Origin of the sequence: Teichococcus aerophilus (genome assembly GCF_014490485.1) — a bacterium.
GTDB lineage: Bacteria > Pseudomonadota > Alphaproteobacteria > Acetobacterales > Acetobacteraceae > Pseudoroseomonas > Pseudoroseomonas aerophila.
This window is the reverse complement of record NZ_JACTVA010000043.1, coordinates 24718-47264: the sequence shown is the minus strand read 5'-3', so window position 1 is coordinate 47264 and position 22547 is coordinate 24718. Positions and strand designations below refer to the sequence as shown.

The following is a 22547-nucleotide window of genomic DNA, read 5'->3' as shown; positions in this document are numbered from 1 at the left end:
GCCCGGCCGCACCGGCCGCGACCCAGCACACCCAGGCGCCCCCGGGCCCGGTGACGGCCGCGCCCGCGCAGACCGCCGCGCCGAGTGCGACGCCCAGCCGTTCCGCTGGGCCGCCGCCGAACTACGTGGATCGCGTTTCCAACGCGTTGAACCGTGCCAAGCGGTACCCGAACCGTGCGCGCCTGCGACGTAGTGAGGGCACCGCCCTACTCAGCTTCACCATGTTGCGTGATGGAACGGTGACCCAGTGGCGCATCATCCGCAGCACGGGCGATGCGGAACTGGATGAGGCGGTGGGCGAGATGATCCAGCGTGCCAGGCTGCCACCATTGCCGGATGAAATGGGGGGCGAGACGTGGTCGCCCACCGTGCCCATCTCGTTCACGCTGCGCTAAGCAAAAGGGCGCTTCCCGAACCGGGAAGCGCCCTTTTCTCACCCCGCCTTGCGGCGTTGCTTGCCGGCCGCCTTCTTCTCGGCTGCCGTTGGTGGCCGGCTCATCGCCACCTGCTTCGTCTGCGGCCGGGGCTTGGCTGCCGCCGGGCGGTGCTTCAGCAGGGGGCCGAGGAAGCGCCCGGTGTGGCTGCCGGCCACCTTCGCCACGTCCTCCGGCGTACCTTCCGCCACGATGCGCCCGCCGCCATCGCCACCTTCCGGACCGAGATCCAGAATCCAATCGGCGGTCTTGATGACTTCCAGATTGTGCTCGATGACGACGACGGTGTTGCCCTGCTCAACCAGCCGGTGCAGCACTTCCAGCAGCTTCCGCACATCCTCGAAATGCAGGCCGGTCGTCGGCTCGTCCAGGATGTACAGGGTACGGCCTGTCGAGCGGCGGGACAGCTCCTTGGACAGCTTGATGCGCTGCGCCTCGCCACCCGAGAGGGTGGTGGCCTGCTGGCCAAGATGGATGTAGCCGAGGCCGACTTCCTGCAGCATCCGGAGCTTGTCGCGGATGGCGGGCACGGCGGAGAAGAACTCCACGCCCTCATCCACCGTCATCTCCAGCACGTCGGAGATGGACTTGCCGCGGAACTTCACTTCCAGCGTCTCGCGGTTGTACCGCTTGCCCTTGCAGGTGTCGCAGGTGACGTAGACGTCGGGCAGGAAGTGCATCTCGATCTTCAGCAAGCCGTCGCCCTGGCACGCCTCGCAACGGCCGCCCTTGACGTTGAAGCTGAAGCGGCCGGGCTTGTAGCCGCGCGCGCGGCTGTCCGGCAGTTCGGAGAACCAGTCGCGGATCGGCGCGAACAGCCCGGTATAGGTGGCCGGATTGGAACGCGGCGTGCGGCCGATGGGCGACTGGTCGATGTCGATGATCTTATCGAGATGCTCCAACCCCTCCAGCTTCTCATAAGCGGCGGGGACGGTGCCGGCGCCCATCAGGCGGCGCGCGGTGGCCTTGTACAGCGTCTCGATCACGAAGGTGGACTTGCCGCCGCCGGAAACGCCGGTGACGCAGGTGAAAGTGCCCAGCGGGATGGAGGCGCTGATGTTGCGCAGGTTATTGCCGGTGGCCCCCACCAGCCGCAGCATGCGCTTCTTGTCCGGCGCACGACGCTCGGCCGGTACCTCGATGTTGCGGCGGCCGGAGAGATAGGCGCCGGTCAGGCTGTCCGGATGCGCCTCCACCTCGGCCGGCGTGCCCTGGGCGATGACGCGCCCGCCGCCCGCACCGGCGGCTGGGCCGATATCGATCAGGTGGTCCGCGGTGCGGATGGCGTCCTCATCATGCTCCACCACCAACACGGTATTGCCGAGGTCGCGCAGCCGCCGCAGCGTGCCCAGCAGCCGCTCATTGTCCCGCTGGTGCAGGCCGATGGAGGGCTCATCCAGCACGTACAGCACACCGGTCAGGCCACTGCCGATCTGCGAGGCGAGCCGGATGCGCTGGCTCTCGCCGCCGGAGAGGGTGGCGGAGCCACGAGCCAGGTTCAGGTAGTCCAGCCCGACATCCAGCAGGAAGCGCAGCCGCTCGATGATTTCCTTCAGGATGCGCCGGGCGATCTCGCGCTGCTGCGGCGTCAGCTGCGCCTCGACCCGCTCGAACCACGGGGCAGCGTCGCGGATGGAAAGCTCGCTTGCCTGCGCGATGTTCATGCCGGCGACGCGGACGGAGAGCGCCTCCGGCTTCAACCGGGCGCCAAGGCAGGCGTGGCAGGGCTGCTCCGCCTGGTAGCGGGAGAGGTCCTCGCGCACCCAGGGATTGTCGCTCTCGCGCAGCCGGCGGGCGAGGTTGGGCAGCACGCCCTCGAACGGCTTCTTCACCTCGTAGGCGCGCAGGCCATCCTTATACTTCAGCGCCACCACCTCGGTGCCCGTGCCGTGCAGGATGGCGTGCTGCACATCCTCCGGCAGCTCGGACCACGGGGCGGTCGTCTTGACCTTGAAGTGGCGGGCCAGGCTGTCCAGCGTCTGGTCGTAATAGGGGGCGCCGTTACCGGCCCAGGGGGCGATGGCGCCGTCCTTCAGGCTGCGGTTCTCATCCGGGACCGCGAGATTCGGATCGAAGAAGCTTTCAGTGCCCAGGCCGTCGCAAACCGGGCAGGCGCCTTGCGGCGAGTTGAAGGAGAACAGCCGCGGCTCGATCTCCTCCAGCGTGAAGCCGGACACCGGGCAGGCGTAGCGGCTGCTGAACACGGTGCGGTCGCCCGTGCCGGCATCCTCCGCATAGGCGACGCCGTCGGCCAGGCCGAGCGCCGTCTCGAAGGAATCGGCCAGGCGCTGGGCCATACCTTCCGAGCCGATGACGACGCGGTCCACCACGACCTCGATGTCATGCTTCTTGCGCTTGTCGAGGTTCGGCGCGTCCTCGACCCGCATCAGCGTGCCGTTGATCTTGACGCGCTCGAAGCCCCGGCGCTGGTACTCGGCCAGCTCCTTCTTGAACTCGCCCTTCTTGCCGCGCACGGCGGGGGCCAGCAGCAGCAGGCGGGTGCCCTCGGGCATCGCCAGGGTGCGGTCCACCATCTGGCTGACGGTCTGCGCCTCGATCGGCAGGCCGGTCGCGGGCGAGTACGGCACGCCGGCACGCGCCCAGAGCAGGCGCATGTAGTCATGGATCTCGGTCACGGTACCGACGGTCGAGCGCGGATTGTGGCTCGTCGTCTTCTGCTCGATGGAGATGGCGGGGGAGAGGCCCTCGATCGAATCCACGTCCGGCTTCTGCATCAGCTGCAGGAACTGGCGGGCGTAGGCGGAGAGGCTCTCGACGTAGCGGCGCTGGCCCTCGGCGTAGATCGTGTCGAAGGCGAGCGAGGATTTACCGGAGCCCGACAGGCCGGTGATGACCGTCAGCGTATCCTTGGGAATATCGATGTCGACGTTCTTGAGATTATGCTGCCGCGCGCCACGCACGCGGATCTGCCCGCTTTGAGCGACGGGGAGGGGGATCGGCTTCAGCTTCGTCAAAACGGGCTCCTGCGCGTTGATGTTCGCGCTGTGTTCCAGTATGGCAGCCTTCGCAGGCTACGTGAAGTGGGCGTCAGGCGGGCCAGGGCTGGCCGCGATGCCGTGTGAACGCTAGGTTGCGGCAAGTGAGGCCTAGGCCACACCGGAACGTGTAGATGGGGCTGCCTGAACCGCGCCGGCCTGCTTTCCAACCTGGGGGGTAGGCACGATATGGGGCAGGCAGCGCAGTTATAAAGGACAGGGCGGCATGGCCGGCAGCGTCAACAAGGTGATCCTGATCGGCAATCTGGGCCGGGACCCTGAGGTGCGGAATTTCCAGAATGGCGGCCGGGTGGTGAACCTGCGCATCGCCACGACGGAGAACTACAAGGACCGCGAGGGCAACCGGCAGGAGAAGACCGAGTGGCACTCCGTCGCCATCTTCAACGAGAAGCTGGGCGAGATTGCCGAGAAGTACCTCCGCAAGGGCAGCAAAGTCTATGTCGAGGGCAAGCTGGAGACCCGCAAATGGCAGGACCAGGCCGGCCAGGACCGCTACTCCACCGAGGTGGCGCTGCGCAACTTTAGCGGTGAGCTGACCCTGCTCGACAGCCGCGGCGGTGCCGGCGGCGAAGAGGGCGGCTTCGGGGGTGGTGGTGGCGGCGGTTATGGCGGCGGCAGCCGTCCCCCGGCGGGCGAGCGCAGCGGAGGCGGTTCCTCCCGCCCGCAGCAGCCGGCGCGGGGCGGCTGGGATGCCCCGAAGGGCGGCGGCAGCGACCTGGACGACGATATCCCGTTCTAAGGGACAATCGACGGCGGGCCCCGGCATTGTCCGGTGGCCCGCCTTCTAGCAGGGCCGCAGGCAGCTGCGGCGGGTGTTTGCCTGCCGGCGCCATGCACGGGCGGTACCGCAGGCCGGTGCGGCATGACGCATCGCCAGGCGCCTTCCGGCGGGAAGGCCACCAGTATCGTTGATATTCCCAAAATCGATCGTCTGAACCGCGCTCGCGGCTGATAAGCCCGCAGGGCTGCGCCGTTTCGTCCGCAGTGAAAGAGCCTCCGCGGAAGGCTGCGGATGCGCTCCGCGAGCTGCCAACATCGCCCCTTGGCCAGCAAGCCGCATGACGTTGCACGAAGCCAAAGCTCGGCCTCGTTGCAATTTGTTGATGACGCCGGGATGGCCTATAGAAATGTTAAGAAAAGTGGCCAGCATTAGCCTGTGAGCCACGCGAAAACCCCGCCATCTTCGTCTTTCCATGACAGGTAGAGGTTGTGTGATGACAGACTTGTATAAGACATGTGTTTTCGCACCCACAATATTGCCGCTGCCGTCAGCCCGAATCTGACCCGGGCGCCGCACTCTCCCTGACCCCATCGCGTCCGATCCTGGCCAGCCCAATGGCGCCAGGATTGCTTGCGTGACTGCCGAACGACAAAGGCTCCCGATCGTGATCCTTTCCGCCGAACGCATCCGCCTTGCCGCCAGCCCGGTCGACAAGGAATCCGCCATCCGCCAGGCGGCGCAGCTGCTGGTGGACAGCGGCTCCATCCTGCCCGCCTATGCCGACAGCATGCTGCGCCGAGAGGGGGAGGCGGACACCTTCCTCGGCAACGGGATCGCCATCCCGCACGGCCAGCGCAACGACCGGGAGATGATCACCCGCACCGGCATCGCCGTGCTGCAGGTGCCAGGCGGCGTCCGCTGGAACGGCGATGACGTGGTGCATTTGGTGGTCGCCATCGCCGCCAAGGGAGACGAGCACATCACGGTCCTGCGCCGCCTGACCGAGGTGCTGGGCGAGGAGAGCCTGGCGCAGCGCCTGGCCACCACCGGCAACCCGCAGGACATCCTGACCGCGCTGGACCCCGACGCGCCGTTGCCGGATGCCCCGGCTGCCGGCGTGGCCTCCACCGAGGGCGGCATGACCGCCGAGGTGGAAGCCCCGGCCGCCGCCGGCCTGCATGCCCGGCCGGCCAAGGCCATCACCACCCTGGCCAAAACCTTCCAGTCCGCCATCACACTTTCCCTGGGCGGCAAGACGGCGGATGCGCGCAGCATGATCGCCCTGTTGCAGCTGGGCGCCGGGCCTGGGGCCAAGCTGACCCTCTCCGCCAAGGGGGCGGACGCCGCCGCCGCCATGCTGGCGCTGCGCGCCGCCTTCGCCGAGGGCCTGGGCGACGCGGACGAGCACCCGCCCCAGGCTGTCGACACCCCGCCGCGCCCGGACCTGCCGAAGGAGCCACTGCCGCCCGGCACCATCGCCGGCCTGCCGGCCAGCCCGGGCGTCGCCATCGGCGTGCTGCACCGCTTCCGCTCGGAGACTGCCGGCTTCGCCCTGACCGCCGCAGACCCCGCCGCCGAGAATGCGGCGCTGGACAAGGCTCTCGCGGCCACCAAGGCCGAGCTGCACGATGTCGGCACCGAGATGACGGCGCGGATCGGCGCCAAGCACGCCGAGATCTTCGCCGCCCATGCCGAGTTCCTGGAGGACCCGGAACTGCTGGCCGAAGCGCGGGCCGCCATCGCCGGCGGTGCCTCCGCCCCCGCCGCCTGGCAGGGCGCCGCGGAAGGCCGTGCCATGGCGCTGGCGGGCATGGGCGATGCGCTGCTGGCCGCCCGTGCCATCGACCTGAAGGACGTCTCTCGCCGCGTGCTGCGCCAGTTGGTTGGCGGCAGCAGCGAAGTGGCGCCGCTGCCCGAGAACGCCATCGTCGCCGCCGAGGACCTGACGCCGTCCGAGACCGCCAACCTGGACCCGGCCAAGGTGGCCGGCATGGTGACGGCGGCGGGCGGGCCCACGGCGCATACCGCCATCCTGGCCCGCGCCATGGGCATCCCGGCCGTGGTGGCCGCCGGACACCGGGTGCTGGACCTGCCGGACGGCACCACCGTGGTGCTGGATGGCGACCATGGCTACCTGCTGCCCGACCCGGACGAGATGGCGCTGGCCGCCGCCCGATCCGCCATGGCGCGCGGCAAGGACCGTGCCGCCGCCGCGCGCGGCGCCGCCTTCCGCCCGGCGGTGACGCAGGATGGCCACCGCATCGAGGTCGCCGCCAATGTCCGCAAGCCGGAGGAGGCGCTGGACGCCGTGGCCGCCGGCGCCGAGGGCACTGGGCTGGTCCGCAGCGAGTTCCTGTTCCACGACCGCGCCGACGCACCCTCCGAGGAGGAGCAGTTTCAGCTGTACCGCCAGCTGGCGGAAGGCTTCGGCGGCCTGCCGGTGGTGCTGCGCACGCTGGATGCTGGCGGCGATAAGCCGCTGCGCTTCGTGACGCATCCGGTGGAGGCCAATCCGTTCCTGGGCCTGCGCGGCATCCGCCTCTCCCTGGCGGAGCGGGCGGTGCTGTTCCGCCCGCAAGTGCGTGCAGCGCTGCGTGCCGCACGCTTCGGCGACATCAAGCTGATGCTGCCGATGATCGACGGGTTGGAGGACCTCCGCGCCGCCCGCGCCTTCATCGAGCAGGAGCGCGCCGAGCTGGGGACGCCGCCGGTGGAAATCGGCATCATGGTCGAGGTGCCCTCCGCCGCCGTGATGGCCGACCAACTGGCGCAGGAAGCCGATTTTTTCTCGATCGGCACCAACGACCTGACCCAGTACACCCTGGCGGTGGACCGGCAGCACCCGACGCTGGGCGCGCGGTCCGATGCGCTGGACCCCGCCGTGCTGCGGCTGATCGACATGACGGTGCGCGCCGCCCATGCGCGTGGCCGTTGGGTCGGCGTCTGCGGCAACATGGCCGCCGATGCTATGGCGGCGCCGATCCTGCTGGGCCTGGGCGTGGATGAGCTGTCCGTCTCCATCCCCAACGTCGCCGCGCTGAAGGCGCAGATCCGCGGGCTGAGCATGGCCCGGGCGGAGAAGGTGGCGCGGGAAGCGTTGAATTGCGGCACCGCCGCCGAGGTGCGGGCGCTGCCCGGGCTGCGGGAGTTGGCCGATGTCGCCTGAGCCGCGCATCGCCACGGTCACGCTCAGCCCCGCGCTGGACCTGACCATTCGCCTGCCGGAGCTGGAGCGGGGCGAGGTGAACCGCACCGGCCCGGCGGAGCTGCGGCCGGCCGGGAAGGGGGTTAACGTCGCCGTCATGCTGGCGGTATTGGGCGAGGGCTCGACCGCCGCCGGACTGTTGGGCGAGGCGGACATCCCCGCTTTCGACGCCTTCCTGCGCCCCTTCGGCATCGCCACGGCGTTCGAGCCCTTGCCGGGCCGCTGCCGCATCAACGTGAAGCTGGTGGAGACGGTGGCCGGGCAGGTCACCGATGTCAACCCAGCCGGCGCTCAGGCTTCGCGCACGGCGCTGGATGCCCTGGCGCGGCGGCTGGATGCGCTGGCGCCCGAGATCGTCGTGTTGGCCGGCAGCCTGCCGCCGGGGCTGCCGGTGGAAGCCTGGGCCATTCTGCTGCGCGCGCTGGCCGCCGATGGCCGCAAGCTGCTGCTGGATAGCAGCGGCCCGGCTTTCGAGGCCGCCGTGGCCGCCGGCCCGGCGCTGGTGAAGCCCAACCGCTCTGAACTCGCCGGCCTGCTGGGACGCGCGTTGCCGGACCGCGCCGCGCTGGTGGCTGGCGCGCGGGAACTGGTGGCGCGGGGTGTCGAGCGCGTCGTCGTCTCCGCTGGCGGGGACGGCGCGTTGTTCGTGCTGCCGGATGCCACGCTCTGGGCCCGACCGCCCAAGGTGGCGCTGACCACCACCGTCGGTGCCGGCGATGCCATGGTGGCGGGGCTGACCGCCGCCCTGGCGCGCGGCCTGGATGCCGAGGCGACCGCCCGGCTGGCCACCGGCTGCGCCGCCGCCGCCGTTTCCCGCGACGTCGGTGCCCCCGGGGGCGGCGTGCCGGCCCTGGCCGATATCCAACGCCTTGCCGCCGAAACCCAGGTGGAACGCCTGTGATGACCCGCCGCGCCCTCCTGATTTCTGTCATGGATCACGCCCATGTCTGACCAGACTGCCACGACGCCGAAGCTCCTCGGCGTCATCCGCCATGCCGCCAGCGCGCCACACGCGCAGATGGCGGCCGAGGCGCTGCGGGATGCCGCGCAGCGCGCCGGGCTGACCCTGATGCTGGATACCGACGACGGCCCGGCGCCTGTGGGCGAGGCCGATGCCGTGCTGCTGGTGGGCGATGCCACAGCGGACGCCGCGCGCCATGCAGGCCGGCCGCTGATCGCCACCACCGTCATCGAGGCCATCCGCCGACCGGACCAGGCGCTGCGCTCGGCGGCGTCGCTAACGGCGGTGCCGCGGCCGGTGCTGGTCGCGGCGCCTGCGCCAGCGGCAGCCGCGGCACATGCGTCCGCCGCCTTGCCGGCCACGGCGGGTGGCGCTCCCAAGAAACTGGTGGGCATCACCGCCTGCCCGACGGGCATCGCCCACACCTTCATGGCCGCCAAGGCGCTGGAAACCGGCGCCGCCAAGCTGGGCTATGCCATGCGGGTGGAAACCCAGGGCTCGGTCGGTGCCAAGGACGCGCTGACGGCGGAGGAGATCGCCGAGGCCGATGCCGTGGTCATCGCCGCCGATACGGGGGTGGATACCGCCCGCTTCGCCGGCAAGCGCATCATCGTGGCGGGCACCAAAGATGCGTTGAAGGACGCGCCTGGGCTGATCAACCGCGCCCTGGCGGCGGAACCCTCCGCCCCGGCGGCCGGCGCCGCGCATGCGCCCGGCAAGGCCACCCAGGCGCCCGGCGTCTACAAGCACCTGATGACCGGCGTGTCCTACATGATCCCGCTGGTCACGGCGGGCGGCCTCTGCATCGCGCTATCCTTCGCCTTCGGCATCGAGGCGTTCAAGGAGCCGGGCACGCTGCCGGCGGCGCTGTTCCAGATTGGCGCGCAATCGGCACTGGCGCTGATGGTGCCGGTGCTGGCCGCCTTCATCGCCTTCTCCATCGCGGACCGGCCGGGCCTGGCGCCGGGCTTCGTCGGCGGCATGCTGGCGGGCTCGCTCGGCGCCGGCTTCCTCGGCGGCATCGTGGCCGGCTTCCTGGCCGGCTACGTTGCCCGCTTCCTGCGCGACAGGTTGCCATTCCCGCAAAGCCTGGAAGGGCTGAAGCCGGTTCTGGTCATCCCGCTGCTGGCCTCGCTGGTGACCGGCCTGTTGATGATCTACGTGCTGGGCGGGCCGATCGCCGCCGCGCAGGGCTGGCTGACGGCCTTCCTGCAGGGCATGGGCACCTCCAACGCCGTCATCCTCGGCGTGCTGCTGGGGGCGATGATGGCGGTGGACATGGGTGGCCCGGTCAACAAGGCCGCCTATGCCTTCGGCGTCGGCCTGCTGGGCTCGGAGACCTATGCGCCGATGGCCGCCATCATGGCCGCCGGCATGACGCCGCCGCTGGGCATCGCCCTGGCCTCCCTGATCGCCCGCGCGCGCTTCAGCCAGGAGGAGCGGGACGCCGCCAAGGCCGCCGCCGTGCTGGGCGCCGCCTTCATCACCGAGGGTGCCATTCCCTTCGCGGCCAAGGACCCGGTGCGGGTCATTCCCTCCCTTGTCGCCGGCTCGGCCGTGGCGGGCGGGCTGTCCATGCTGCTGGGCTGCACGCTGCGGGCGCCGCATGGCGGCATCTTCGTCGTCGGCATTCCAGGCGCGGTGGGCAATCCGCTGGGCTACCTGATGGCCATCGTGGCCGGCACGGTGGTGACGGCGCTGGTGCTGGCCACGCTGAAGCGGGGTTCCCCCGTGGCGACGGCGCAGGCCTGACACCCGCGGCCCGGTAGCCAGGGCCTGGCATTTTCGCCAGGCCCGGCCGGGCGTTCCAGCGGATTTGGCGGCGGGCGCCTGCCAGAGTATAAGGTGTGTCGATTCCGGCCGAGCCCGGCAGGTACGACATACTCCGGGCCCCGCCCCGCTGAATAGGATGACTGCGTGAGCGACAGCGACAACGGCGCCGACCTGCCGGACGATAGCAACCCGTCGCCTGAAGGCATGATGCCCATCGCGATCGAGGAGGAGATGCGCAGCTCCTACCTCGCTTACGCGATGAGCGTCATCGTCTCCCGCGCGCTGCCGGATGCTCGGGACGGGCTGAAGCCCGTGCACCGCCGCATCCTGTTCGCGATGAACGAGAACGGCTTCACCGCCGACAAGCCGTACAAGAAATCCGCCCGCGTGGTCGGCGACGTCATGGGTAAGTATCACCCGCATGGCGACAGCGCGATCTATGACGCCATGGTCCGCATGGCGCAGGGCTTCTCGCTCCGCGTCCCGTTGATCGATGGCCAGGGCAATTTCGGTTCCATGGACGGCGATCCGCCGGCCGCGATGCGTTACACCGAGGCCCGGCTGGCCAAGTCCGCCACGGCGCTGCTGGAAGGCATCGACGAGGACACGGTCGATTTCCAGCCGAACTACGACGAGAGCGCAGACGAGCCGCGCGTGCTGCCGGCGACCTTCCCGAACCTGCTGGTGAACGGCGCCAACGGCATCGCCGTCGGCATGGCCACCAACATCCCGCCGCACAACCCGACCGAGATCATCGACGCCACGCTGAAGCTGATCGCCGAGCCGGACATCACGCTCGATGAGCTAATGAAGATCATCCCCGGCCCGGACTTCCCGACCGGCGCGCTGATCCTCGGCCGCAGCGGCATCCGCAGTGCGTTCGAGACCGGGCGTGGCTCCATCGTGCTGCGCGCCCGGGCCGAGATCGAGGAAATGCGCGGCGGCCGCAGCCTGATCGCGATTTCCGAGATCCCGTACCAGGTCAACAAGTCCTCGCTGATCGAGCGCATCGCCGACCTGGTGCGCATCAAGCAGCTTGAGGGCATCAGTGACCTGCGCGACGAGAGCGACCGCTCCGGCCTGCGCATCGTCATCGAGCTGAAGAAGGACGCGACGCCGGACGTGGTGCTGAACCACCTGTACCGGTACACGCAGCTTCAGACCTCGCTGGCCATCAACATGCTGGCGCTGGACGAGGGCAAGCCCGTCCAGATGGGCCTGATCCATGCGCTGAAGGCCTTCATCAAGTTCCGCGAGGAGGTGATCCTCCGCCGTTCCCGCTTCCGCCTGAACAAGGCGCGGGACCGTGGGCATCTGCTGATCGGCCTCTCCATCGCCGTCGCCAATATCGACGAAGTCATCAAGTTGATCCGGGAAAGCCCGGACGCCGCCGCCGCCCGCGCCGCGCTGATGGCGCGCGATTGGCCGGCGGGTGACATCGCGCCGCTGCTGGCGCTGGTGGACGACGCCGGCAACATCGTCGTCGACGACACGGTGAAGCTGACCGAGGCCCAGGCGCGCGGCATCCTGGAGCTGCGCCTGCACCGCCTGACCGGGCTGGAGCAGGAGAAGATCACCGCCGAGCTGGATGAGGTCGCCGCCCGCATCCGCGAGCTGCTGCACATCCTCTCCTCCCGCCCGCGGCGCATGGAGTTGATGAGCGAGGAGCTGGTGGCTGTGCGCGCGCAGATCGCCTCCTCCCGCCTCTCCGAGATCATGGACGGGCTGGCCGACCAGGACGATGAGAGCCTGATCGAGCCTGGCCTGATGGTCGTGACGCTGACGCGTGATGGCTACGTGAAGCGCACGCCGCTGGATGTCTTCCGCGCGCAGAACCGTGGTGGCCGCGGCCGCAGTGCGGCGGGCACGCGGCAGGATGACGTCGTTGTCCGCAGCTTCAACGCGCATACGCACCAGTGGGTTTTGTTCTTCACCAGCCGCGGCATCGCCTTCCGCGAGAAGGTGTGGAAGCTGCCGGAAGCCGGGCCGACCGCGCGTGGCCGCTCCCTCCGGCAGTTGCTGCAGTTGCAGGAGAAGGAGGGCGTCACCGCCGTCCTGCCGCTGCCGCAGGATGAGAGCCTGTGGGAGAACCTGCACCTCGTCTTCGCCACGGCGCAGGGCAATGTTCGCCGTAACCGGCTGTCGGATTTCAAGAACGTCCGTTCCTCCGGCCTCATTGCCATGAAGCTTGACGAGGGCGACAGCCTGATCGGCGTCTCCACCTGCCGCGAGGGCGACAACGTCATGCTGGCGACCCGCCAGGGCCGCGCCATCCGCTTCGTCGCGGATGTCGAGACGCTGCGCGTCTTCGCCGGGCGTGATTCCACCGGCGTGCGTGGCATCCGCCTCGCCGAGAAGAAGGATGGCGGCAAGGCCGATGAGGTCATCGCGCTGTCCGTGCTGCGCCATGTCGAGGCGACGCCGGATGAGCGCGCGGCCTACCTGAAGCTCTCCGCCCAGAAGCGCCGCAACGGCGACGACGCCGCCGAGGCCGAGAACGGCGCGCCGGCGGAGGATGAGGCTGAGGCCACCGCCGATATCGCCCTCTCGCCCGAGAAGGCGATGGAGATGGAGGAGGCCGAGGAGATCCTGCTGACCGTCACCGATGGCGGCTTCGGCAAGCGCAGCTCCGCCTACGAGTACCGCGTCTCCGGCCGCGGCGGGCAGGGCATCGCCAACATCACCCTGACGCCGCGCACGGGCAGGGAGGTGGTGACCACCTTCCCGGTGCGCCCGGGCGACGACGTGATGCTGGTGACCGATAATGGCCGCCTGATCCGCATGCCGGTGGACCAGGTGCGCGTCACCGGCCGCCAGTCCATGGGCGTCACGCTGCTGCGGTTGAACGAGAACGAGCGCGTCACCTCCTGCTTCACCGTGGTGGAGGGGGCGGGCGCCGACGACGTGGCCGGCGAGGATGAGCCCCCGGCGCCGGCCCCGGCGGACGACACCGATGGCTGAGAAGGCGCGCCTGCGGGCCGGGGTCTACCCCGGCACCTTCGACCCGGTGACCAATGGCCACCTGGACATCATCAACCGCGCCGCCAGGATCCTGGACCGGCTGGTGGTGGGCGTGGCGAAGAACATCGGCAAGTCGCCGTTGTTCCCGCTGGAGGAACGGGTGGAGCTGGTGAAGGCGGAGACCGACGCCATCGCCGCCCGCACCGGCACCATCATCGAGGTGGTGCCGTTCGAGAGCCTGCTGGTCAGCTTCGCGCGTGAGGTTGACGCGCAGGTGATCATCCGCGGCCTGCGGGCCGTGACCGATTTCGACTACGAGTTCCAGATGGCCGGCATGAACCGACGGCTGGACCCGGAGATCGAGCTGGTCTTTCTGATGGCCAGTGAAGGCAACCATTTTATCTCCTCACGCTTCGTGAAGGAGATCGCGAAACTCGGAGGTGACATTTCCACCTTCGTTCCGCGTCTCACGCTGCAGCGCACGTTGGATCGTGTGCAGCAGCCCCAGGGGAGTGAATAAGCGCATGCAGCGACGCACCCTTCTCGCCAGCACCATCGCCGCAACGGGGATTCTGATGACCGACACCAACGACGCCGCTGCCCAGGGCACGACGGACAAGGAAAACACGCTGTTCCTGGAGCTGAAGGACGGCCGTGTGACCATCCAGCTGCTGCCCGACCTGGCGCCGAAGCATGTCGAGCGGATCAAGACCCTGGTTCGCCAGGGCTTCTATGACGGCACGCCGTTCCACCGCGTCATCGAGGGCTTCATGGCCCAGGGTGGCGACCCGACCGGCACCGGCACCGGTGGCAGCCAGCTGCCCGACCTGCCCGCCGAGTTCACGCCGCCGGCCAAGGCGCGCTACCTGCGCGGCACCTGCGGCATGGCGCGCACGATGAACCCGAACTCGGCCAACAGCCAGTTCTTCATCATGTTCGCCCCGGCGCCCAGCCTGGACGGCCAGTACACCATCTGGGGCCGTGTGGTCTCCGGCATGGAAGCCGTGGACAAGATCAAGCGCGGCTCGGGCAGCAGCGGCATGGTGCCTGCGCCGGCCGACAAGATCATCAAGGCGCAGATCGCAGCCGACGCGGGCTGAGATCCCGCCGGGTTTTGGCCCGGCGTGACTTGACAGAATGGCCGGGTGCGGGTTTCTCCCGCCCCGGCCTTTTTGGCCAGAAGCGCCTGTTCGGCGCGGTGTGTGCCCGTAGCTCAGCCGGTAGAGCACGTGACTTTTAATCATGGGGTCCAGGGTTCGAGTCCCTGCGGGCACATTTCCCCTTTATAAATCAGCCCGAAGCAGCCTTGCCTGCGGCGATTGCCCCCACCCCACGGACTGAATGATTCTGCCTGCGCAATTATCGCGGCTAAGCTGCGTGATTGTGGCATTCAGAATGAACGGAGACCGGCCGGATGGAGCCTATCGCTCGGACCACCATGGCCAAATGGAGCGGCGGACGGGGCTCGCGGATCTCCAGCGCCGTGCTGCGGCCGCTGGTGCGCCTTCTGAACCGGCCCTCCGCCGCATGGTTCGGCCGTGCGCTCTACGACATCGCGCTCCGCTTCAACGGCATCGCCATTGGCTTCGAGGGCAAGCACGATGTGTCGGAGGCCGAGGAGAACTTCCTCACCCGTATGGCCTCGCGGCTGGATGGCAGGGTGGTGCTGGATGTCGGCGCCAATAACGGCGCCTACGCCCGCATGGTGGCCCGGGCAGCGCCCCGTGCAGAGATCCATGCCTTTGAGCCGCATCCACGTACCTTCGCGGCGCTCCAGGCGGCCAGCCCCGGCATCCGTGTCGTGAACAAGGCCCTGGGCGAGCAGGAGGGGGAGCTGGAACTTTACGATTTCGCGGAAGCCGATGGCTCCACTCAGGCCAGCCTGAGCCGGGAGGCCGTGGCGCTGTTCGACCCGCATGTGGTGGCGCACCGCGTCACCTGCACGACGCTGGACCGCTACATGATGGAGGCGGGGCTGGAACGGGTGGCGCTGCTGAAGATCGATACCGAGGGCTTCGACCTCTCGGTACTGCGCGGGGCGCGGGAGGCGATCGCGGCGAAGCGCTTCGACCTGATCCAGTTCGAGTTCATCCCCGCCAACATCGCCACCCGTGTCACCATGCGGGACTTCTTCGAGGCGCTGCCGGGCTACGAGATCTTTCGCCTGTGCCTGAACGGTGACCTGCTGCCGCTGTTCCCCTACGACGTAAAGCGCTGCGAGATCTATGTGACGCAAAACCTGGTCGCACGTCCGGCGGCCCGAGCGGCGGACGCCTGAGGCGGCGAAACCAGGGCGTATCCGCCGCATCGGCGGCGGATACGCCCTGAGCGTTGCTCTCAGCCCTTGGTGACGTTCCAGAACAGCGGGAACGGCCCCTGCGTCACGCCCTTCAGCGAATCCCGCCAGGCCGAGTGGCCCATGAAGAAGCCGGTGGGAATGAAGGTGACGTTGTCCATGCCGGCGCGGTTGACGCCCTCCAGCGCCGTCTTCTCAGCCGCCAGATCAGGGGCCTCGTACCACTCGGCGATGTGCTGCTCGACCGTCTCGGAGGTCGGCCAGCCGAACCACGCCTTGTCGCCGCTGGCGCTGACGCCCTTGTAGGGGGCGGGGTTGATGCAATCGACACCCGAATGCCAGCTGAAGAAGATGCTCCAGCCACCCTCCGACACCGGCTTCTTGCTGGTGCGGCGGGAGCCGACGGTGCCCCAGTCCAGCGCCTGATAGTCGACGTTCATGCCGATGCGACTCAGCATATCCGCCGTCACGTCGCCCTGCGCCTTGGTGATGGGCACGTCGGTGGCCACCAGCATCACCACCTTCTCGCCGTTATAGCCGGCCTGCTTCAGCATCTCCCGCGCACGGTCGTAGTTGCGCGGGCCCTTCAGCCGTTCGGCGCCGGCCTCGGTGTAGAGCGGCGTGCCGGGGGTGAAGAAGCTCGGCATCGCCTTCCACAGCGAGTCGTCGTCGCCGACGATGGCGCGCATGTAGTCTTCCTGGCTGACGGCCAGCTGCAGCGCCTGCCGGATCAGCTTGTTGTCGAACGGCGCCTGCAGGTGGTTCAACCGCATGGCGCCGACATTGCCCAGCGGATCAGCAATGTTGACCTTCACGCCACGCGCCCGCTGCAGCAGCGGCACGAGGTCGGCGATCGGATTTTCCCACCAGTCGATCTCGCCATTCTGCAAGGCGCTGGCAGCGGTGCCAGGGTCCGGCATCGTGATCCACTCGACGCGGTCCACCTGCATGCGCTTGCCGCCGGCCAGCCAGTCCGCCGCTTCCTCGCGCGGCTGGTAGCCGGCGAAACGCTCGAAGACCGAGCGAGAGCCGGCGATCCATTCGTCGCGCTTGAAGGCCATGGGGCCGGAGCCGACATATTCCGTGATCTGCTTGTACGGGTCGGTCTTCGCGATGCGCTCCGGCATCACCACCAGCAGCGGCGTGTTGCTCTTGCCCAGGGCGTAGAGCAGCTTGGGGAAGGGCTGCTTCAGGCGGAAGCGGAAGCTGCGGTCGTCGGTGGCTTCCAGCGCGTCCAGCCGCGCCTGGATCATCTGGCCCATGCCGTCCCGTGGCATCCAGCGCTGGATGCTGGCCACGGCGTCGGCGGCCCGCACCGGCTCGCCATCATGGAACTTCAGGCCGGGGCGCAGGCGGAAGGTCCAGGTCTTGCCATCGGCCGAGACCTCATGCCCCTCGCACATCTGCGGCTTGGGCTGCAGGTCGGCGCCGATGCCGTACAGCATGTCGAACACCATCAGGCTGGCGTTGCGCACCACCAGCTGCGTGCCGGCGACGGCGTCCAGGTTGGGCAGGTCGGCCTGCGGGACGAAGCGCAGCACCTTGCTGCCCTGCGCGCGGGCCAGGCCCGGGGCGGCCAGGCGGCTGCCGGCCAGCATGGCGCCTGCGCCCAGCAGAAGGTCACGACGTTGCATGAAGAATACTCCTGTCGATCCGCGCACCCCGTGGGGCGTGGCGGCCGGAATGGGCAGAGCCGGCGTGACGGCCGGCGGCTTGCGTGGCGGCCCGGCAGGGCGGTGGAGGCGCCCGTATGGGCCGAACCATCCGCCTCGGCGCAGTGAGCCGGGCCACAGGCCAGGTATGGCCTGCCGCAGTGTCCCGCGGCCCAGCCGCGGACGCCACGTGGTAGGCACGGCATTTTTTGGCCTTCCGGACCAGGTTTGCCTGCTGCGGCGCCAACCGCCCCGTAACGCGGCCGCGATTGCCTGCGGTGGCATCAGACGCTGGCGGAGGCGTGCGGCCGGTGCGGAGCGGGCCCCGCCCGGCGGCGCTGGCGGCGCGGCGCCAGGAAGGGTAAGCACGCGCTCGACATGCCGCCCATCCTCACCGTCGTCATCCCCTGCTTCAACGAAGCCGCGAACGTCGCCACCATGGCGGAACGGCTGGATGCCGCCCTGCCGGGCGTGGCGTGGGAGGCGATCTTCGTCGATGACGACAGCCCCGACGGCACCGCCGCCATCGCGCGCGGGCTGGCGGCGCGGGACAGCCGCATCCGCTGCATCCGCCGTATCGGCCGGCGCGGCCTGGCCTCGGCCTGCATCGAGGGCATGCTGGCATCCTCGGCCGATTACGTGGCGGTGATCGACGGCGACCTGCAGCACGATGAGAGCATCCTGCCACGCATGCTGGCGGAACTGCAGGCCGGGCGGGCCGATATCGCCATCGGCAGCCGGCACGTGGAGGGCGGCGGGGCGACGGAAGGCTTCTCCTCCCTGCGGCGGCGCATCAGCGATGGCGGCACCGCCATGGCGCAGGCGCTGCTGCCGGTGAAGGTGGCGGACCCGATGAGCGGCTTCTTCATGCTGCCGCGCGCGCTGTTCGAAGCCACCGCGCCCAGCCTGACCGGGCGGGGCTTCAAGATCCTGCTGGATATCCTGCTCTCCGCCGACCGCAAGCTGCGCGTGGCGGAGATCCCCTATTCCTTCCGCCCGCGCACCGCCGGCGAGTCGAAGCTGGACACCACCGTCCTGCTGGAATTCGTGGCGCTGCTGCTGGACAAGTCGCTGGGCGGCTTCCTGCCGCTGCGCTTCCTCTCCTTCGCCATCGTCGGCGCGGTGGGCGTGCTGGTGCATCTGGTGGTGCTGAGCATCGTCATCCGCTTCGCGCCCTTCGTCACCGCGCAGTGGGTGGCGACCTTCGTGGCGATGACGGTGAATTTCTGGCTGAACAACCGCATCACCTACCGGGACGTGAAGCTGCGCGGGCCGGCGCTGTGGCGGGGGCTGGCACTGTTCTACGTGGTCTGCGGCTTCGGCGCGGTGGCCAATGTGGGCGTCGCCTCCCTGCTGCTGGTGGATGACCTGGTGGGCTGGCGCTGGGCGGGTGCCGCCGGTGCGCTGCTGACCGGCGTGTGGAACTACGCCGTCTCCTCCACCCTGGTGTGGCGCGCGCGCTAATGCAGGCCTGGGGCAACCGGACCTGGCTGCTGGCCCTGCTGGGGCTGACGGCGCTGCGCCTGCTGGCCGCCATCCTGATCCCGGTCTCGCCGGACGAAGCCTATTACTGGGTCTGGGGCCGCGCCCTGGCGCCCAGCTACTACGACCACCCGCCGATGGTGGCGTTCTGGATCGCCGCCGGCACCGCCCTGGCGGGCGATGGCGCGCTGGGCATCCGCCTGCTGGGGCCGATCGGCGTAGCCATCGCTTCCCTGCTGCTGGCGCAGGCGGGAGAAGCGTTGTTCCCCGGCCGCCGGGCCGGGCTGTGGGCGGCCGTGCTGCTGAACGCCACGCTGCTGTTCGGCGTCGGCTCCGTGCTGATCACGCCGGATACGCCGCTACTGGTATTCTGGTGTGCCGCCATCTGGGCGGCGGCCCGGCTGCATGCCAGCCAGGATGGGCGCTGGTGGCTGGTCTTCGGCGTCATGGCCGGGCTGGCGCTGCTATCCAAGTACACGGCGGCGTTCCTGGGCATCGGCATCGTCATCTGGCTGGTGGCGGAGCGGCAGGCGCGGCCCTGGCTGCTGCGCTGGCAGCTCTGGGCCGGCGGGGCGCTGGCGGTGCTGTGCTTCTCCCCGGTCATCTGGTGGAACGCGGCGCATGGCTGGGCCAGCTTCGCCAAGCAGGGTGGCCGCACCGGCTCGGCCGGCACCGGCTCCGCCCTGCGCTATCTGGGCGAGCTGGTCGGCGGGCAGCTGGCGTTGGCGACGCCCATCATCTTCGTGCTGTGCGTGGTGGGGGTGGCCCTGGCCTGCGTCGCCTGGGTGCGGCGGCGGGACGCGGCGGCCGGGCTGCTGGTAGCGCTGACGGTGCCGGCGGCGGCGCTGTTCCTCTGGCAGGCCACCGGCAACCGCGTGCAGGGCAACTGGCCGGCCATCCTCTACCCCTCCGCCTGCCTGGCGGCGGCCGGCTATCTCGGCGCGCCCTGGCGGCGCTGGAAGCAGGCGGGCGTGGCGCTGGGGCTGGCGGTGATGCTGCTGGCGCTGGTGCAGGCCGCGTTCTCACCCATCCCGCTGCCGCGCCGCAACGACCCGACCCTGGCGCGGCTGGGCGGTTGGCCCGCTTTTGCCGCCCAGGTGGAACAAGCCCGCCTGCAACAGGGCGCCAGCTTCGTCGCCGCCGAGGAATACGGCCTGGCCGCCGAGCTGGCGCTGCACCTGCCGCCCGGTGTGCGCGTGGTGGCGATCGGCGACCGCTGGGACCTGTTCGACCTGCCATCCCCCACCGCCAGCCAGACCGGCCTGCTGGTGCGGAGCGAGCGGCGTGGTGACGGCCCGCCACTGTGGCCCGGTGCCCGGCAGACCGGCGGCATCGTCCGGGCACGGGCAGGGATCGAGGCCGAGCGCTACCGCCTGCATGCCGTGACCGTGGCGCCGGACGGACCGCCGCTGGCGCTGTTACCATTGCGTCGCTGAATATCCCCTGGCGGGAGGGCTGCGCGATCCCACATCCTGTCCAGGCCTGTGCAGGAGACTCGCGATGCCCATCCATATCCGCCGCGGCTGGGAACTTCCCGAAAGCGCGGCGACGCCGGAGCACCTGGTGCTTGGCCGCCGCAAGGCGATGCTGGGGCTGGGCAGCATCCTGGCCGCCGGGACCGTGATCCACCCGGCGGGCGCGCAGGACGCACCCTCGGTGGCCGCTATGCGCAACCCGCGCTTCGAGCCCGGCCGCGCCCTGACCGCCGAGCGGGAAGCCACCAACTACAACAACTACTATGAATTCGGCACCAGCAAGGGCGTGGCCTCCGTGGCCCAGCGCCTACCGCAGCGCCCCTGGACGGTGAAGCTGGACGGGATGGTCGAGACGCCGGTGGAACTCGGCCTCGACGACCTGCTGAAGAAGGTGAGCCTGGAGGAGCGGGTGCTACGGCACCGCTGCGTGGAAGCCTGGGCCATGACGGTGCCCTGGACCGGCTTCCCCATGTCCGCCCTGCTGAAGATGGCCACGCCGCTGGCCAGCGCGAAATACGTGGTGTTCGAGACGGCGGCGGACCGCGCCACCATGCCCGGCCTGCGGCAGAGCTGGTTTCCCTGGCCCTACAAGGAAGGCTGCACCATCGCCGAAGCCGGCAACGAGCTGTGCTTCATGGCCGTCGGCCTCTACGGCAAGCCGGTGCCGCCGCAGAATGGCGGGCCGGTGCGCGTGCTGTTCCCGTGGAAATACGGCTTCAAGTCCGGCAAGGCGATCACCCGCATCACCTTCACCGACCAGCGGCCGGTCAGCTTCTGGGAGAAGCTGCAGGCCAGCGAATATGGCTTCTGGGCCAATGTGAACCCGCAGGTGCCGCATCCGCGCTGGAGCCAGGCGCGCGAACGACTGCTGGGCAGTGGCGAGATGGTGCCGACACAGCTGTTCAACGGCTACGCCGATTTCGTCGCCAGCATGTACACGGACATCAAAGGCGAGAACCTGTACCTCTAGGTGGTGGGTCGCGTGATTCGGGCTTTCAGCGATGCCGCTTCAAGCCATCACGCCCTGAAAGCGAACCGGCAGTCCTGTTTCAGGACTGCCGCAGACGCGTCCGGCCTTCCTCGATGGCCCGGATCGCCTCCGACCACAGGCGCAGGGTCGGCAGTTCGGTCGGGCTGAACCAGCGTGCTTCGGTGACGTCATCACCGGCGATGACGTCACCGCCGGTCCACTCACCGGCGAAGTCGATGATGGTGTAATGGAAGCGGGTGCGGCCGGCCGTATCCGTCTCGAAGGCATCGACCACCACGGCCAGGGCCAGGGGGCCGACTTCGATCCCGGCTTCTTCCAGCAACTCCCGCCGCGCCGCCTGCTCGGCCGTCTCGCCAATATGCTGCGCGCCGCCGGGGATGGACCATTCACCCTTGCGCGGCGGCTTGCCGCGCCGCACCAGCAGCACGTCGCCGCCCCGGAAGGCGACGACGCCAATGCCGATCCATGGCCTGTCGGGATATTCCCGGCTGCTCACCGCGCGGGGGCCGGGGCGGCACCGGGCGGCAGGCCTGGCAGGGCCGGCGGGGCGGCAGCAGCGGCGGGCTCGGCCTTTTTCAGGTCATCCAGCCGGGGCAGCAGCGCCTTCACCTTCCAGGCGCCGACCTGATAGGCCCAGCCACGCCAGCGGGCGTTCAGCCGCGCGGCCTCGTCGTCCCCGGCGGCGGCGAAGCGCAGCCACACGGTGTCTCCGTCCTGCTGCCCGGTCACGGTGATGGCCAGGTTGTCCGTCAGCGAGAAGCGGGTGGTACCGAGCGGCTGCCCGGCGGCGGTGGCTTCCTTACGCGCGGTGGTCAGCGTCAGGAACTCGAAGGCCCGGCCCAGCTCGTCCAGGCTGGCTTCTTCCAGCGGCGGCGGTTCGGCGGGGGTGGTGACGGCCAGACGGCCTTCCGGCCCCTCGGTGCGCGTCAGCACCAGCGGTGCCTCCCCGGTGCGGTTGGTCTCGACCTTCAGGATGCGTTCGCGGGCAATGTTGGCGATGTCCCGGTCGATCCACAGCTGCGGGTCGGCATCCAGCGGCAGGCGGCCCTCGGCCAGCCAGGACTGCGTCTCATCCGGCCGACGGACATAGACCGTCTCCGGCACATTGCCCTGGGTGCGCATGCGTCGGCGGCCCACCACCAGCTCCGCGATCGGCTTGTCAGCGCCGTCCAGCACCCGCAGCATCGAAGCCGTGCTGCCCGGCTTGGCCGGGTCGTCCAACCCCAGCCGCTCCAGCATGGCGGCGTCCGAGGTGCGTGGCTCAGTCAGGCGCAGCTCGGTCAGGCCGACGAGCAGTTCGCGCACCTTGTCCGCGCGCACAGGGTAGTCGTCCTGCTCCGGCAGCACCCAGGTCTCGGCATCGCGGCGGGTGACGACGACGTGCTTGTCGCCCTGCTTCACCTCGATCCGCCGGGCCTCGGCCAGCTTCTGGGCCAGGGCCTGGAACATCAGCGGGGCGTTGCCGGTATCCGGCGCCGGCGGCGTGCCGGGCCCGACCAGGATGGCGGCACCGGCGACGACGACGGCGGAACCGCCCAGCAGCAACAGGGAACGGCGCTTCATCTCGGCGTTCCTTCCT

At 69.6% G+C, this 22547-nt stretch carries 16 protein-coding genes and 1 tRNA gene; 13 read left to right on the top strand and 4 right to left on the bottom strand.

Features of this window, described 5'->3' with window-relative positions; translation table 11 throughout:
- Positions 1-395, top strand: a 395-nt coding sequence (locus IBL26_RS19415) for an energy transducer TonB (protein WP_194443658.1), incomplete at its 5' end; no start/stop codon positions are given.
- 38 nt (positions 396-433) lie between these two features.
- Here IBL26_RS19415 and uvrA read toward each other — a convergent pair.
- A complete protein-coding gene (gene uvrA, locus IBL26_RS19410; RefSeq protein ID WP_241749567.1) occupies positions 434-3409 on the bottom strand; it encodes an excinuclease ABC subunit UvrA in 2976 nt (991 codons plus the stop codon).
- A gap of 247 nt (positions 3410-3656) precedes the next feature.
- On the opposite strand from uvrA, the gene ssb reads away from it, so the two are divergent.
- The 9 genes from ssb to IBL26_RS19365 all read left to right on the top strand — a co-directional run bounded on the left by ssb (position 3657) and on the right by IBL26_RS19365 (position 15350).
- Positions 3657-4190, top strand: a complete 534-nt coding sequence (ssb, locus tag IBL26_RS19405; protein ID WP_187786164.1) for a single-stranded DNA-binding protein — start codon at positions 3657-3659, stop codon at positions 4188-4190.
- Positions 4191-4836: 646 nt separating this feature from the next.
- A complete protein-coding gene (gene ptsP / locus IBL26_RS19400) occupies positions 4837-7338 on the top strand; it encodes a phosphoenolpyruvate--protein phosphotransferase (protein WP_187786163.1) in 2502 nt (833 codons plus the stop codon).
- A complete protein-coding gene (locus tag IBL26_RS19395) occupies positions 7328-8278 on the top strand; it encodes a 1-phosphofructokinase family hexose kinase (RefSeq protein ID WP_187786162.1) in 951 nt (316 codons plus the stop codon). Before ptsP ends, IBL26_RS19395 begins: the two co-directional genes overlap by 11 nt.
- A 42-nt stretch (positions 8279-8320) precedes the next feature.
- Positions 8321-10090: a fructose-specific PTS transporter subunit EIIC gene (locus tag IBL26_RS19390; RefSeq protein WP_187786161.1), complete on the top strand. Its 1770-nt coding sequence runs from the start codon at positions 8321-8323 to the stop codon at positions 10088-10090.
- Positions 10091-10315: 225 nt separating this feature from the next.
- Complete coding sequence (gene gyrA / locus IBL26_RS19385; RefSeq protein WP_187786169.1) at positions 10316-13072, top strand: DNA gyrase subunit A; 2757 nt, start codon at positions 10316-10318, stop codon at positions 13070-13072.
- A complete protein-coding gene (coaD, locus tag IBL26_RS19380; RefSeq protein ID WP_187786160.1) occupies positions 13065-13592 on the top strand; it encodes a pantetheine-phosphate adenylyltransferase in 528 nt (175 codons plus the stop codon). Before gyrA ends, coaD begins: the two co-directional genes overlap by 8 nt.
- A 55-nt stretch (positions 13593-13647) precedes the next feature.
- Positions 13648-14172, top strand: a complete 525-nt coding sequence (locus tag IBL26_RS19375; RefSeq protein WP_456316411.1) for a peptidylprolyl isomerase — start codon at positions 13648-13650, stop codon at positions 14170-14172.
- Positions 14173-14274: 102 nt separating this feature from the next.
- A tRNA-Lys gene (locus IBL26_RS19370) sits at positions 14275-14347 on the top strand.
- Between the two features lie 139 nt (positions 14348-14486).
- Positions 14487-15350 (top strand): FkbM family methyltransferase, encoded by an 864-nt coding sequence (locus IBL26_RS19365; protein ID WP_187786158.1) that lies wholly within the window; start codon positions 14487-14489, stop codon positions 15348-15350.
- A 59-nt stretch (positions 15351-15409) separates the two neighbouring features.
- Here the strand turns inward: IBL26_RS19365 and IBL26_RS19360 are convergent, their stop codons facing one another.
- Positions 15410-17002, bottom strand: coding sequence for an ABC transporter substrate-binding protein (locus IBL26_RS19360; protein WP_187786157.1), 1593 nt, complete (start codon positions 17000-17002; stop codon positions 15410-15412).
- Between the two features lie 396 nt (positions 17003-17398).
- Here IBL26_RS19360 and IBL26_RS19355 point away from each other — a divergent pair, with 396 nt between their 5' ends.
- The 3 genes from IBL26_RS19355 to msrP all read left to right on the top strand — a co-directional run bounded on the left by IBL26_RS19355 (position 17399) and on the right by msrP (position 20947).
- Positions 17399-18484, top strand: a complete 1086-nt coding sequence (locus IBL26_RS19355) for a glycosyltransferase (protein WP_187786156.1) — start codon at positions 17399-17401, stop codon at positions 18482-18484.
- A complete protein-coding gene (locus IBL26_RS19350) occupies positions 18484-19938 on the top strand; it encodes a glycosyltransferase family 39 protein (protein WP_187786155.1) in 1455 nt (484 codons plus the stop codon). The genes IBL26_RS19355 and IBL26_RS19350 overlap by 1 nt, the downstream gene beginning before the upstream one ends.
- Before the next feature lie 64 nt (positions 19939-20002).
- Positions 20003-20947, top strand: coding sequence for a protein-methionine-sulfoxide reductase catalytic subunit MsrP (msrP, locus tag IBL26_RS19345; protein WP_187786154.1), 945 nt, complete (start codon positions 20003-20005; stop codon positions 20945-20947).
- 79 nt (positions 20948-21026) lie between these two features.
- Here the strand turns inward: msrP and IBL26_RS19340 are convergent, their stop codons facing one another.
- Together IBL26_RS19340 and IBL26_RS19335 are read right to left on the bottom strand one after the other, a co-directional pair.
- Positions 21027-21464: an NUDIX hydrolase gene (locus IBL26_RS19340; RefSeq protein ID WP_187786153.1), complete on the bottom strand. Its 438-nt coding sequence runs from the start codon at positions 21462-21464 to the stop codon at positions 21027-21029.
- Positions 21461-22531: a DUF4340 domain-containing protein gene (locus tag IBL26_RS19335; protein ID WP_187786152.1), complete on the bottom strand. Its 1071-nt coding sequence runs from the start codon at positions 22529-22531 to the stop codon at positions 21461-21463. Before IBL26_RS19335 ends, IBL26_RS19340 begins: the two co-directional genes overlap by 4 nt.
- Between the last annotated feature and the right edge of the window lie 16 nt (positions 22532-22547).

Excerpts from the sequence above, each read along its gene's own strand:
- ssb (WP_187786164.1), top strand. The coding sequence starts at position 3,657 with ATGGCCGGCAGCGTCAACAAGGTGATCCTGATCGGCAATCTGGGCCGG.
- IBL26_RS19395 (WP_187786162.1), top strand. The coding sequence starts at position 7,328 with ATGTCGCCTGAGCCGCGCATCGCCACGGTCACGCTCAGCCCCGCGCTG.
- IBL26_RS19390 (WP_187786161.1), top strand. The coding sequence starts at position 8,321 with ATGTCTGACCAGACTGCCACGACGCCGAAGCTCCTCGGCGTCATCCGC.
- gyrA (WP_187786169.1), top strand. The coding sequence starts at position 10,316 with ATGATGCCCATCGCGATCGAGGAGGAGATGCGCAGCTCCTACCTCGCT.
- coaD (WP_187786160.1), top strand. The coding sequence starts at position 13,065 with ATGGCTGAGAAGGCGCGCCTGCGGGCCGGGGTCTACCCCGGCACCTTC.
- IBL26_RS19375 (WP_456316411.1), top strand. The coding sequence starts at position 13,648 with ATGACCGACACCAACGACGCCGCTGCCCAGGGCACGACGGACAAGGAA.
- IBL26_RS19365 (WP_187786158.1), top strand. The coding sequence starts at position 14,487 with ATGGAGCCTATCGCTCGGACCACCATGGCCAAATGGAGCGGCGGACGG.
- IBL26_RS19360 (WP_187786157.1), bottom strand. The coding sequence starts at position 17,002 with ATGCAACGTCGTGACCTTCTGCTGGGCGCAGGCGCCATGCTGGCCGGC.
- IBL26_RS19355 (WP_187786156.1), top strand. The coding sequence starts at position 17,399 with ATGCCGCCCATCCTCACCGTCGTCATCCCCTGCTTCAACGAAGCCGCG.
- IBL26_RS19350 (WP_187786155.1), top strand. The coding sequence starts at position 18,484 with ATGCAGGCCTGGGGCAACCGGACCTGGCTGCTGGCCCTGCTGGGGCTG.
- msrP (WP_187786154.1), top strand. The coding sequence starts at position 20,003 with ATGCCCATCCATATCCGCCGCGGCTGGGAACTTCCCGAAAGCGCGGCG.
- IBL26_RS19335 (WP_187786152.1), bottom strand. The coding sequence starts at position 22,531 with ATGAAGCGCCGTTCCCTGTTGCTGCTGGGCGGTTCCGCCGTCGTCGTC.